General features: G+C 35.3%; 14 protein-coding genes. 10 read left to right on the forward strand and 4 right to left on the reverse strand.

All coding sequences use genetic code 11. From position 1 onward, the window contains the following. Positions 1 to 46: 46 nt before the first annotated feature. Both ACWVCY_RS05955 and ACWVCY_RS05960 read right to left on the reverse strand, forming a co-directional pair. Positions 47 to 487, reverse strand: a complete 441-nt coding sequence (locus ACWVCY_RS05955) for a GNAT family N-acetyltransferase (protein WP_455141121.1) — start codon at positions 485 to 487, stop codon at positions 47 to 49. A gap of 39 nt (positions 488 to 526) precedes the next feature. Further along, a complete protein-coding gene (locus ACWVCY_RS05960; RefSeq protein ID WP_455141123.1) occupies positions 527 to 700 on the reverse strand; it encodes a DUF2080 family transposase-associated protein in 174 nt (57 codons plus the stop codon). 247 nt (positions 701 to 947) lie between these two features. On the opposite strand from ACWVCY_RS05960, the gene ACWVCY_RS05965 reads away from it, so the two are divergent. Genes ACWVCY_RS05965 through ACWVCY_RS05980 form a run of 4 tightly spaced genes read left to right on the forward strand, consistent with a single transcriptional unit; the run spans position 948 to position 3,806 of the window. Then, positions 948 to 1,232, forward strand: a complete 285-nt coding sequence (locus ACWVCY_RS05965) for a MoaD/ThiS family protein (protein WP_455141124.1) — start codon at positions 948 to 950, stop codon at positions 1,230 to 1,232. A 15-nt stretch (positions 1,233 to 1,247) separates the two neighbouring features. After that, on the forward strand, positions 1,248 to 1,394 hold the full coding sequence (locus tag ACWVCY_RS05970) for a hypothetical protein (protein ID WP_455141126.1): 147 nt from the start codon (positions 1,248 to 1,250) through the stop codon (positions 1,392 to 1,394). Between the two features lie 18 nt (positions 1,395 to 1,412). After that, complete coding sequence (locus ACWVCY_RS05975) at positions 1,413 to 3,305, forward strand: aldehyde ferredoxin oxidoreductase family protein (RefSeq protein ID WP_455141127.1); 1,893 nt, start codon at positions 1,413 to 1,415, stop codon at positions 3,303 to 3,305. 15 nt (positions 3,306 to 3,320) lie between these two features. Beyond that, complete coding sequence (locus ACWVCY_RS05980) at positions 3,321 to 3,806, forward strand: 4Fe-4S dicluster domain-containing protein (RefSeq protein ID WP_455141129.1); 486 nt, start codon at positions 3,321 to 3,323, stop codon at positions 3,804 to 3,806. Here the strand turns inward: ACWVCY_RS05980 and ACWVCY_RS05985 are convergent. Continuing rightward, positions 3,803 to 5,350: a (Fe-S)-binding protein gene (locus ACWVCY_RS05985; RefSeq protein WP_455141131.1), complete on the reverse strand. Its 1,548-nt coding sequence runs from the start codon at positions 5,348 to 5,350 to the stop codon at positions 3,803 to 3,805. The two genes, ACWVCY_RS05980 and ACWVCY_RS05985, sit on opposite strands and share 4 nt — an antisense overlap. A gap of 387 nt (positions 5,351 to 5,737) precedes the next feature. Between ACWVCY_RS05985 and ACWVCY_RS05990 the strand changes: the two genes are divergently transcribed. The 6 genes from ACWVCY_RS05990 to ACWVCY_RS06015 all read left to right on the forward strand — a co-directional run bounded on the left by ACWVCY_RS05990 (position 5,738) and on the right by ACWVCY_RS06015 (position 12,413). Further along, the gene (locus tag ACWVCY_RS05990; protein ID WP_455141133.1) at positions 5,738 to 6,505 is read left to right on the forward strand and encodes an enoyl-CoA hydratase/isomerase family protein; all 768 of its coding nucleotides are present in this window, start codon (positions 5,738 to 5,740) and stop codon (positions 6,503 to 6,505) included. Positions 6,506 to 6,548: 43 nt separating this feature from the next. After that, positions 6,549 to 7,595, forward strand: a complete 1,047-nt coding sequence (locus ACWVCY_RS05995; RefSeq protein ID WP_455141134.1) for a zinc-binding dehydrogenase — start codon at positions 6,549 to 6,551, stop codon at positions 7,593 to 7,595. Between the two features lie 33 nt (positions 7,596 to 7,628). Beyond that, a complete protein-coding gene (locus ACWVCY_RS06000) occupies positions 7,629 to 8,774 on the forward strand; it encodes a thiolase domain-containing protein (protein ID WP_455141136.1) in 1,146 nt (381 codons plus the stop codon). A gap of 8 nt (positions 8,775 to 8,782) precedes the next feature. Continuing rightward, entirely contained in the window at positions 8,783 to 9,994 is a 1,212-nt protein-coding gene (gene fabG / locus ACWVCY_RS06005) for a 3-oxoacyl-ACP reductase FabG (RefSeq protein WP_455141138.1), read from the forward strand. Between the two features lie 79 nt (positions 9,995 to 10,073). Continuing rightward, positions 10,074 to 11,186 carry a 6-oxocyclohex-1-ene-1-carbonyl-CoA hydratase gene (gene oah / locus ACWVCY_RS06010; RefSeq protein ID WP_455141139.1) on the forward strand — a complete coding sequence of 371 codons (1,113 nt, stop codon included), beginning with the start codon at positions 10,074 to 10,076 and terminating at the stop codon, positions 11,184 to 11,186. A 12-nt stretch (positions 11,187 to 11,198) separates the two neighbouring features. Further along, a complete protein-coding gene (locus ACWVCY_RS06015) occupies positions 11,199 to 12,413 on the forward strand; it encodes a thiolase family protein (protein ID WP_455141140.1) in 1,215 nt (404 codons plus the stop codon). A gap of 104 nt (positions 12,414 to 12,517) precedes the next feature. Here the strand turns inward: ACWVCY_RS06015 and ACWVCY_RS06020 are convergent, their stop codons facing one another. Further along, positions 12,518 to 13,411 (reverse strand): 3-hydroxyacyl-CoA dehydrogenase family protein, encoded by an 894-nt coding sequence (locus ACWVCY_RS06020; RefSeq protein WP_455141142.1) that lies wholly within the window; start codon positions 13,409 to 13,411, stop codon positions 12,518 to 12,520. Positions 13,412 to 13,440 lie beyond the last annotated feature (29 nt).

Genomic DNA, 13,440 nt, shown 5'->3' on the forward strand with positions numbered 1-13,440 from the left:
AATTTTATTTTTCGCTTCTTTGAGAGTTTCACTTTGATATTAACTATCAAAATTCTTTCATCAAGGTAATAAAGGTAATTTTAGTCATTTCTAATGTTCTGAAGAATTCTAATAAGTCGCTTGAAGTCCACTCGACACAGGTATAGACAATCTTGACGTTTTGGGACTTGAATTCCGTAAAAAGTTTGTTTCCAAGTTTTTTTCCCACTCCTTTTGCTGTATGATCTGGATGTACCCCTAAAATTTCAATCCAACCTCCATTCTCAATACCAAAGAGCCAAGGGTGCACAGTCCCGATCATAAATCCTACTACTTGCCCTTGAATTTCAGCGACAAGGCTAATACTATTATTCTTCAAATAATGCTTAATTTCAGACTTCCACATTGTTGGCCTAAAAACGCCTGTGATTCTTTTATCCATTTGAATAATTGGATCGATATCTGATTCCTTCATTTTTCTAATCTTAATAACATCATTCGTACCCATAATTAACCATCTCAAGATGTCTTTCTTTGATTCATTGATTCAATCAGAATTTTCTTTTAATTTTGATACGCGGATAATTTTAACCTTAGAATCAATCCAATTCTTCGGTAGATAAACACGACCAGTATTGCCACTCTGTTTCACTACTCTATCGATCATTTCAAACCCTTTAACGATAAACTCTGCATATAACTCTTCTACTGGTTCGCTCACGTTTTTCACCATATTTTTTATAGGTTTCAACTGTTTTTCAGGGATTTTAGTGATTATTTAGCCCTCCGAGATCTTATTGCTTTATAATTAGTATTACTATATATATAGATTGTGGCTGATGAGGATATACATTGTGATACCACTTATAAAGAAAATATAATAATTCGCTCAGAAAGAGTTTCAAGCACAAAAAAACTGAAGAATAGGAATATTCATATTTAACATTTTAAGAATGAGATTGAAAAACATGACCTCTGGAAAAATAGAAATAATTTTTCATGCAACCTTTAGTGAAATCACGAAAACCCGAAAAATCATGGAACCTATTAATGATGATTGTACCTTTGGAGAAATTTTAGAAATCTTAACAAGAAAATATGGGAATGACTTTAATAATGTGATAAATCCACAAACAGGAAAAATTGCTAATGATATTTTAGTAATGATAAATGGAAAAGGTATCAGAGAAATTAATGAAAAAATTAGTCATGGAGATGTCTTGATCTTCACACTTCCTGTTGGTGGTGGTTAATTAGGTGGTGTTGTTATGAATGAAGTTAGATGCTTAAATTGTTTGAAAAGATTTCCAATTGAACAAAATACTGAACTGGCTAAATGTCCCCAGTGTAATACCCAGTACCGGATCTCTTGGCCAAAACCAGACCAACCTAAGATTCGTGGGCTCGCAAAATAATCATTAGAGGCGTTTATAATGGTTTGGAATAGAAAGATTGCTCATATTGATTTAACTTCAAAGTCAATTAATATCAAATCTGTCCCTAAATCGCTCCGAACACAATTCCTTGGAGGAAGAGGCATCAATATGTATTATTTATATTCTCTCCTTCCTGCTGGAGTTAACGCATTAGGACCTGATAATGTTTTACTCATTGGTACTGGATTGTTAACTGGAATTCCTGCACTTGGTGCTGGAAGATGCGATATCGCAGCAAAATCTCCTCTAACTGGAGCTATAGGGGATTCAAACATAGGTGGATTCTTTGCTCCAGAATTAAGGTTTGCTGGATTTGACCATTTGATAATTACTGGAAAAGCAACAAATCCTAGTTATATCTGGATAACTAATGGAGTAGTAGAAATCCGAGACGCTATTCACCTATGGGGAAAGGATACTTTTGAAACTCAAAACCTCATTCGATCAGATCATAATGATGAACAAATTAAGAGTTTGGTTATTGGAGAAGCAGGAGAAAATCTTGTTCGTTATGCAAACGTAAGAACAGGAATGAAGAATGCTGCTGGTCGTACTGGAATGGGATGTATTATGGGTTCAAAAAACTTGAAGGCAATAGCGACTCGTGGAACATTGGACTTAGAATTTACTTTTCCTGATCAGCTACTCGATTATTGTTCAGATATGAACAATATGATCACAGGATCTCGCTGGGCTAGGGCACAATCAAAATGGGGGACACTCATCATCTATAGTAATACCAACACCACTGGATTGATACGAACACGGAACTTTCAGCTTAATCGACTTGAAAACGGTGAAAATTTAGAACCTGAAGTGATGGATGAATATACAATTGGGATGTCAGGATGTTACGGATGTAGTGTTCATTGTCGTCATCGATATATGTTAAAAGAAGGACCTTATGCTCCTATTTTTGGGGAAGGACCGGAATATACTTCACTTGGCGCCTTTGGAACAATGGTTGACTGTAAAAAGATGGAAACTATTCTAATTGCTAATCATCTTGTGAACAAATATGGTATTGATACTTTGGAAATTGGGGGAATTATTGCCTGGATTATGGAACTCTATGAAAAAAATATTTTATCTGAAAAGATGATTGATGGATTGGATCTGTCCTGGGGAAACGAAGAAGTAATCTATGAACTTATTAAGAGAATTAGCAGAAGAGAAGGTTTTTTAGGAAATATGCTTGCTGATGGATTCTTACATTCCATTGAAAAAATTGGAAAGCAATCAGAATATTATGCCATGCAAATTAAAGGTATGAGTAATTTGCATTCTGATGAACGTCCTACACCGAGTTTAGCATTAGGAATAGCAACATCAACACGAGGTGCGGATCATTTAAGAAGTAGACCTGCAATTGATCTGTATGGACTCCCAGAGGAACTCTTAGAAGAGATATATGGAGCACCTATGTCTTCAGATTACACCTCATATGAAGGAAAAAGTCATATGGTATGGTGGCAAGAATTATTATATGCAGTAACTGATTCAATTGGAACATGTAAGTTTCAAACAGTTTTTTGTGCAGTACATGCACCCAAATTCGAAGAATTTTCTAAGCTCATTGATCTAGCTACTGGTTTGAAGATTTCAAAACCCTCGCTTTTGGAAATTGGCGAAAGGATAGTAACAATTGAACGAATGTTTAATAATCGAGAAGGGTTTACTAGAAAAGATGATAAATTGCCAGAACGTTTCTTTAAAGAACCAACACCGTTAGGTTTTCCAATAGTTAAAGGGAAAAAGATCGAAAAAGAAAAATTTACTAAAATGCTTGATGAATATTATCACTTGCATGGATGGAATATCAATGGTATTCCTAGCAAGGAAACTCTTAGGAAGCTTGGAATAGAAAATAATCAACAAATAAAGGTATAAATTGGAGAAGTTAGTATGAAGAAATTTCTATTTGTCAATCCTGAGAAGTGTTCTGGATGTCGTATATGTGAAATAGTTTGTTCACTTCATCATGAGAAAGTGTGTAATCCCGTACATGCAAGAATACAAGTTATCAAATGGGAAAGCTCTGGCTTATATATACCCATGGTATGTCAACAGTGCGAAGATCCAATTTGTGAAATAGTTTGTCCGATGAACGCGGTACATAGAGACGAAAAGACTGGAGCAATACTTATTGATCATGAATTATGTGTTGGATGTAAGCTATGTGTAACCCATTGTCCTTTTGGTGGGGTAATATTAGGCATAGACGGACAAATTAAGAAATGTGATCTTTGTGATGGAGATCCAATATGCGTAAAGAATTGCGAACCAAATGCACTCCAATTTATTGATGCAACAACAATTAACTTCTTAAAACGTAAAGCTGCTGCCCAAAAATTTTCAGATCTAATGCAGAAATTGTTATCAGCGACTTAGGATTTTTCAGGACTCATTATCAAAGCAGATTCAATTATTTCTGTAATATCATTAACCTGAAGTGGAACAGCATTTCTTTTTGCAGTGATTCTAAAATTCATTTGACATAATGGACAGGCTGTTGTTAATATGTCGATGTTCAATGGTATAAAATCTTCATTTAGTCTGGTTGAAGCAGAATCTAGACTGATATTATGATTATAATTCCATAATCCTCCTCCACCTCCACAACAACGTGCCTGGGATTTATTGAGACTCATTTCTATTATTTTGAGATTCGGGATCGATTTCAATATATTCCGGGGTGAATCATAAACACCACAGTGCCTACCAAGTGAACATGGATCGTGGTATGTGATTTTATTGTTTATTGGATTAAAATCAAATTGTTTATGGTTTATTTTTTCTTCAATAAACTGGGATGAGTGAAGAATTTCACATGGAAGATGTATGTTCGCTATCTCTGGGTAAAGTTTTGTGAATGTATAATAGCATCCTGAGCATGGAGTGATTAATGTTTTAATACCAATTTTTCTAATTATTTTGGCTACATCTTGAGCCACTTTTTCTGCTTCTTTCCATAATCCTGAAGAAAATAACACATAACCACAACATCCTTCATTCCTTTCTAAATTTGTAAAATCAGCCTTCAATTTTTTTAACAAATTATAAAAGGCTAGAGCTGTTTGAGGGGTACGATAAGATACCATACATCCCGTCCAATAGAGAATTTCAGGTTTATCAGGCAATTTTCGCTTAGGGACATTCTTCAACCAGGCAAAACGTTTTTCAAAGGATGTTCCTGCTGGATCTCCCGTAGCTTTGATATTTTCTGCAATGGTATGAAACACTTCTGGAGCTAATCGCTTTTCAGCAATAATTTGCCTCATACAAGTAATTGCCTTGTGAAGATCTACTTGTTCAAAACACTCGCTAAAACAGTTACCACACTTACTACAGGCATAAATTACGTCAATTATTTTTTGGGAAAGCTCTAGATCTCCTTTAATCAAGCCTCTAATTAAGAGGAACCTTCCTTTTGCAGACCATGTTTCAATTCCCTTGTAAAAAGGAGTAATAGTGCAATATCCTCCACAGATATCATTTTGCATACATTTGGTTAAATTTGATTCTGACAACATCAATTGTAAAGCCAAAGAAATGTTATTGTAGGTACTCTGTATATTCTTATTCATCTTATATATTAGAGAATCTCTAAGAATCCTTAGTTCCTCTGATCTCAGATTAATTTCAGGTTTAATGACATCATCTATGAGGATTTTTACTTTATTATTTTCACTACGAGTTTTAATATTACTTGCATTTCTACTTATCAAGGTAATATTTTGATTTTTGGCCCACTCAGAGAATTTAAGAGAATTTCCTACTTGATCAATCCTCACGACAATGTCAGGTAAAGAGATGGCCCCTCTAGAATATATTTTCTTGAATGAATATACATATCTATCCTCGATATCAGTTAAAACTTGCCAATTTTCAAAAAATTCCCTTAGTTGTGCAGTAGTTTCATTCGTTGATTTCATTATAATTACTCAACATTTATTTACTTTAGATACACATTTAACATGATTTTTTAATGTTAAGGATTAAAGGTTATTGATTTTCTACATTTCTAGCACGGTTATCGAAGCGAAATATTATTCCGTGTTATGCCCACTCAATATGGCTATTTATATGAAATTTTTAGTCGATAAATGTCGTTAACGAAGGATTTGAGGATAGAATTATATATAAACTATACTCAAATTTTAATTGTAGTATTTCAATTAAACTTTTTCATGACACTAGCGTTCTATTTTCAAGTCCATTCAGAATTAAATGAGTCAGAACTAGAGTTTGGTGTCAATGTTAATCATTGATTATGCTAATTATTCAACAGTTAATTTAGCTAATGATATGGTGATGAAAAATTGAGCAATGATTTAATTTTGGTTGAAAAAAAGGATTACATCGGGAAAATAATTTTTAACAACGGTTCGTTAAATATTTTAAATATTGCAATGATGGAAAAGATCAATAAGACCCTAGATGATTTTTTAACAGATACTACTCTCAAAGTGATTGTAATTACTCACCAAGGAAAATCATTTTCAGCAGGAGTAGATGTAGGTGAACATATGGGAGATTTAGCTAAGAAAATGCTAAATGTCTTTCATGGAATATTTAAAAGATTAAATCGAGTTAAAATTCCTACAGTTGCATGTGTTGGAGGAGCTGCTTTAGGTGGGGGTTGTGAAATAGCTGCGTTTTGCGACATTGTATTAGCTTCTGATAGAGCTAAGTTTGGAAATCCTGAAATAAAAGTAGGTGTGTTTCCACCAGTATCCGCAGTTATTTTTCCTATGATCCTTGGTGAAAAAAAGGCATATGAACTTATTTTACAAGGGGAAATTATAAATGCTGAAGAAGCACATAGAATAGGTCTTGTAAATCATGTTTTCCCCTTAGAATCATTTGAAAAAGAAGTATCAGCATTCCTAGAAAGATTTAGTAAATTAAGTAGAGTTGTATTGCAATACACTAAAACAGCTACCAAATTAAATATGGATTTTAATTTTGATGAGAAATTAGATAAAGTTGAAGATCTTTATCTTAATCAGCTAATGAAGACATTTGATGCAAATGAAGGATTAAAAGCCTTTGTTGAAAAACGTCCTCCCAACTGGGAGAATCGATAACAATATTTATAGAAATAAATGTCACAGGAAGTTGTGAATAGATATGAAAGCTGCTGTTTTTGAAAAAATAAAAGAACCATTAAGAATTATAGAAGATTATAGTTCACCAAATATCAATGGGATACTAGGACATGTTATTGTTGACATCACAGCTTGTGGTGTTTGTCACACCGATTTAGGGTTTCTTGACCATGGAGTTCCAACAGGTAAATCTCCACCTTTAATTCTCGGACATGAAATGTCAGGAGTGGTTAAAGAAACAAGTGATGATGTTACATCATTTAAACAAGGAGATCATGTTTTAATTCCTGCCGTAATATCTTGTGGAACTTGCTTTTATTGTCGAACTGGGCGTGAGAATATTTGTTCAAATCAAATTTTCTTTGGAAGTAATGTTGATGGTGGTTTTGCAGAACAGATAATGGTTCCAGCAAAAGATATTTTTCATCTTCCGAAAGAAATCCCTTTAGAGGAAGGTTGTATTATCGCTGATGCTATTTCCACTCCATACCATGCAGTAAAAAATCGTGGACAGGTTAAAGCTGGAGATTGGGTTGTTGTGATTGGATGTGGTGGGATTGGATTGAATATTGTACAAAATATCCGTGTCGCAGGTGGTTTAGCAATAGCTGTAGATATTGTACCGGAAAAACTTGAAATCGCAAAAAAATTAGGTGCGGTTGAAACAATATCTGCAAAAGACTTGGATGATCGTGCTGTAGTTGGAGCCATTAGAAAAATAACAGGTGGAGGAGCAGACATCGCATTTGAGGCAATTGGCAACCCAGCAACTTTTACACAAGCATTCAACAGCTTAAAGACAGGTGGTAGATTAGTTGCTGTTGGATATTCTCCGAAACGATGGGATGGATTTGATATCGGTCGTGTAATGTTTCGTGAAATGGAACTAGTAGGGAGTCTGGGATGTCGAACAGTAGATTACCCACGCATTATTGAACTAGTTAGAAATAAGAACCTCGTGGTTGAACCGCTTGTAACAGCAAAATACCCACTAAAAGAAATAAACAAAGCATTTGATGTTATGCGTCGTGGTGAAGGTGTTCGTACAATAATTCTATGTAATTCTTGAAATTAATCATCAAGGAATTTGGAATGAACTATAATGTCACAAGTTGGGATTATCGGTATTGGTCATAGTAAGTTTGGAAGACGCGATGACGTTACCGTTCAAGAATTAGCTTTTGAACCGTTTAAGGAAGCACTAACTGATGCAGGTATAAATCGCAAGGATATAGAAGCTACAATTATTGGAGGAAGTCCTGTTTATATGACACAACGAAGTATTGCTGGACCTGTTACGGAATATTTGGGTTTAAATCCCCAACCAGTTTGGCTTACTGAAGCTGCATGTAGTAGTTCTGCTGTTGCCCTCCGTACAGCATATGCCTTGATAAAATCGAATATGCATGATATAATTTTAGTACTCGGGGTTCAAAAGATGTTAGAAAACCCAACATCTGAAATTCTTAAAATTATGGGACGTACAGGAGATGTGCAATGGGAAGCTCCTTATGGAACAACTTTTGCTAGCTATTATGGGATGTATGCTCAAAGTCACATGGCTAAGTATGGAACAACTTCAGAGCAGCTTGCTGCTGTTGCTGTAAAAAATCATTATTATGGTTCGATGAACCCGTTGGCAATGTTTCAAAAAGAAATTTCAATAAAACAAGTATTAGAGTCGAGAATTATTGCCTCACCTCTTCATATATTTGACTGTTGTGCCAATGCAGATGGTTCTGCAGCACTTATTATAGCAAATGAAGAAAAAGCTAAACAATTATCTGATACACCAATTTGGGTCACAGGTCTTGGTGCAGCTACTGCTCCCTTCTCATTATTGACACGACCAGAATTAGCTACTTTATCCAGTGCAGTAAACGCCTCTAAACAAGCATATGATCAAGCTAAGGTATCTGCGAAAAAAATAGATGTTGCAGAGGTTCATGATTGCTTTACTATTGCTGAGATTATGGCATATGAGGATTTAGGGTTTACAGAGAGAGGTAAAGGGGGAGAATTCGTAGATGAAGCTTATATAGGTGGTCAAATTCCTGTAAATGTTGATGGAGGTTTGAAAGCTAAAGGCCATCCTGTAGGTGCCACTGGATGTTCACAAGTTGTTGGAATCGTTAAACAACTTCGTGGAGAAGCAGGAAAATGCCAAGTTGATAATGCAGAGATTGGTTTAACACATAATGTTGGTGGTCATGGCCAATATTGCGTTGTACATATTTTTTCGAGGTGAATTCCAAGTTGAAGCAATTTGGTTACAGAGATTACATTTCTCAATCTAAAATGGGTTCCCGCTTTTTATCTGCATTAAGAGAAGGAAGACTTGAAGGGACTCATTGTTCTCAATGTGATATTCGTTATTATCCTCCTAGAGCTAATTGTAAAGAATGTCTATCCGATGAAAACATAAATTATATAGATTATTCAGGTGAGGGAAAGATATTATCATTTTCAGAAGTTCATGTACCACCTGCAGGATTTGAACGATTCGCACCTTATACGGTATGTGTTATTGATTTAAAAGAAGGAGGGCGATTAGTTGCATGGATTAACCAAGAGGGTGAACCTCTTAAAATCGGAGAAGATGTTAGAGTAAAACCAGAGGTTATTGAGGAAGATCGTGTCACTTATCGAGTTATAAGGGCTACCCAATCTAAAGAGATAACTAAAATAACTACAACAGAAATAGAGCCTAAATTTAGATTTAAAAAACTTCAAGGAAAAGTAGCGATTATTACAGGAGGAGGAAAAGGGATTGGTCGGGAAATTGCACTGGAATATGCACGAGAGGGTGCTAAAACTATAGTAGCAGCAAGAACACTCTCAGATATTGAAGCTGTTGTAGCAGAAATAAAAGAATTCGGAGGGGAAGCTTTTGCTGTAACATGTGATGTAGCTGATGCAGAAAATGTTCAACAATTAATAAACATTACAATAGAAAAATTCCAACAGATAGATATCTTAGTTAATAACGCAGGAATTTCTAGAAGTGCTTTAATAAACAAAATGACAGATGATATATGGAATTCGGTTATTAATATCAATTTGACTGGAACTTTTAATTGTATTCGAGCTATTGCTCCATATTTTATGAACAAAAGACCTTTTGGAGGCAAAATTATCAATTTTACATCAACTGCTGCAAAATATGGAAATCTAGGTCAAGCAGCGTATGCAGCTTCGAAATGGGGAATTATTGCTTTATCAAAGACTGCAGCACGAGAACTAGCTCGCTATAAAGTGAATGTAAATTGTATTATGCCAGGATATATCGAAACTGCTATGACTGCAGATACTCCTTTAGTCTATAAGGAAGAAACAATAGCTCAAATCCCACAGATGAGAATTGGATTTCCGATAGACATTGCCAAAGTCGCTCTTTTTTTAGCGAGTTCTGATTCCGATTATATGACAGGATCAGTGGTACAAGTTGATGGTGGCTTGAGGATGTAGAATCAAAGTCATAGAATTTTTATGCATGAGTGATTTGTGTGGGATATATTGTGATTCAGCTTAAAGAAGGATAAAAATTATGAAAAATCATGATCTTTGGAAAGATGAATTATTTGGAACTGAACCTCCTTGTACAACTTATGAACTTCGTCCATTAATTGACCCAACAACTGGGAAGGTGGTCGAGGGACTCTATTCTGCTTGGATAATACTTAACAATCCAGCTCAACTGAATTCATATACTACTCAAATGGTTAAAGGAGTAATTGCCGGTTTTTCGAGAGCTTCTATGGACCGAAGTGTTGTGAGTGTAGTATTCACAGGAGCAGGAGATAGAGCTTTCTGCACAGGTGGAAATACAAAGGAATATGCGGAATATTATGCTGGAAGGCCCAGTGAATACGGCTTTTATATGGATCTTTTTAATGGGATGGTTGATGCTATTTTAAACTGTAAAAAACCAGTAATTTGCCGTTCACAAGGTATAAGAGTAGCAGGAGGACAGGAAATCGGAATGGCTACCGATTTAACTATTTCTGCTGATACAGCTGTTTATGGACAGGCTGGACCTAGACATGGTTCTGCTCCAGATGGAGGGTCAACTGATTTTCTTCCATGGATGCTATCAATAGAAGATGCTATGTGGAATTGTATTTCCTGTGAATTATGGAGTGCTTACAAAATGAAACGATTAGGGATGATATCAAAAGTTGTCCCAGTCCTAAAGAAAGGTGAAGAATTTATCAGAAATCCTACCGTTCACACTGAAAAGTATGTTTTGGATGGAGAGATAATTTATGGGGAATTTCTTGTTGGTCAAGCTTTTAAAGAAGCTCGGGAACTCATGAAAAGTTGCACTACTGATTTTTCACTATTAGATAAATCGATTGATGAAATTATATGGTCATTCACAAACCTTTTCCCAGGGTGTTTGATGAAATCTATTGATGGTATTCGAATGAAAAAGAAATTCTTCTGGGATCAAACAAAACTTGCTAATCGTCATTGGTTATCTGTAAATATGACCACAGAGGCATTACTTGGTTTTAGAGCGTTTAACGAAAGAAAAGAGACTGGAAAAGATGTCATTGATTTTATAAAGTATCGACAACTCTTAGCAGATGCTCATCAATTTGATCAAGATTTAATTGAAGCTGTCCTTCCCAAACCAAAAGAAAGGAGTAACGAATAATTAGAGGAGTTTGTGATTGTTTTGAGATTTAATAATGTTTATGTTCCTTCTGGATGTTACTGGAGTAGTCCTTTTGTACGATGGCAAGGTAGTATGGCACATTTAAACTCTATTCCTTTGGCTGCAGAAACAACTAAACGAGCTTTACAAAAATGTAACATCTTGCCCTCCAGTTTAGATGCAATTCATCTTGGGATAACAATACCACAAAAAAACGGTTTTTATGGCCAAACATGGCTTAGTGGATTAATAGGGGCTCCAAATATTTCTGGACCTATGATTAGCCAAGCATGTGCAACCTCAGCTCGGGTAATGGCAACAGCTGCTTCTGAAATTGAATCAAACCAAGTAAAAAATCATACGATATTAGCTGTGACTTGTGATCGAACTAGTAACGGCCCTCATCTCTTATATCCTAATCCATATGCACCTGGTGGAAAAGCTGATTTTGAAAATTGGGTTTGGGATAATTTCAACTATGATCCTTATGCAAAAAATGCTATGATTCAAACTGCTGAAAATGTCGCTAAAGAAGAAGCTATCACTAGAGAAATGCAAGAAGAGGCTACATTATTACGATATACTCAATATAATAAAGCTTTAGAGAATAATGCAGAATTTCTTCGAAGGTTCATGGATATACCAATGGAGATTAAAATTGGAAAGAAAACAGCAATTCTTGAGGGCGATGAAGGAGTTTATACAACTTCTGCAGAAGGTCTGGCAAATTTAAGCCCTGTGATTAAAGATGGTACAGTTACATTTGGTACTCAAACTCATCCCGCTGATGGAAACTGTGGTATGATATTAACTACACAGGAAAATGCTCAAACATTAAGTCTTGACAAAGATTTTGAAATTCAAGTTCTATCTTTTGGCCAAGCTCGTAGTGAGAAGGGATTCATGCCTACAGCACCTGTTCCAGCTGCGAATAGAGCATTGGAATCAGCTCACCTATCTATATCTGATATTACCTCATTTAAGCTTCATAATCCATTTGCAGTGAACGACATTTATTTCAGTCAAAAAATGGATATTTCAATAGAATCTGTAAATAATTATGGTTCAAGTCTTGTCTGGGGCCATCCTCAAGCCCCTACAGGTATGCGCCTTTTAATTGAACTAATTGAAGAACTTAAATTGAAGAATGGAGGCAATGGCCTATTTGCAGGATGTTCTGCAGGTGATTCTGCAGCTTCTATTGTGATCAAAGTCAGTAAGAATTAAAAAAATTACTAATCAGAACTCTAATTAGTTTTTTTCATTTGAAATTTGTTAAATTCAACTATCATTTATTGATCTGTTGAATTTAAGAAGTAAGAATCGCTATTCTATCTAAACAATCGGGGCTCTGGAGGAGTTTTTGAATAATCATAGAACCCAATACCCGATTTTCGTCCAAAATGCTTTGCTCGAACCATTTTTCTTAATAATGTAGGCGCCCGATATTTAGAATCCTGAAATTCGGAATGCATATAATCAGCAATGAACAGTGTTGTATCCAGCCCAACGAAATCCAAAAGGGTTAATGGACCCATTGGATGGTTAAGTCCTAAAGTAATAGCTTTGTCAAGGTCTTCCACAGAAGCTACACCTTCTTGTATAGTGAAAACTGCCTCTAAAAGGAAGGGTAATAATAGTCTATTGACTGCAAATCCGGGAGCTTCATTTACTAAAACTGTTTCCTTTCCTAATTTTTTAGATAGCTGATCAATGAGCCGATAAGTTTCATCTGAAGTTTCATAACCCTTGATAATTTCTACAAGACGCATTATTGGAACAGGATTAAAGAAGTGCATACCAATAAATTTATCTGGACGTTTTGTTGCAGAAGCCATGTCAGTAATGGAAATTGAAGAAGTATTTGAGGCAAAAATGACATTAGGATCACAAATCTGATCGATTTCGCTATAAACTTTGCATTTCAAATCCCGATTTTCTATGATCGCTTCGATAATGACATCAACACCGTTAAGTGCCTCCTTCATATCAGTAGTGCCGTGAATCCTCCCTAGAATTTCATTCATTTGGTCTTGAGTTATTTTCCCTTTTTTTACTTCACGTGATAGATTTTTATTAATCATAGCCATTCCGTTGTCTACAAAACGGTCTTCAATATCTCGCATGGAGACTTGAAATCCAGCTTGAGCACATACATGAGCAATTCCATTCCCCATAAGCCCAGCTCCGAGCACACATATTTTTTTTACATCTTCAATTTTCATTTTGTAACAACTTCCTCTTAATCTAAATA

The organism is Candidatus Hodarchaeum mangrovi, from assembly GCF_975850365.1.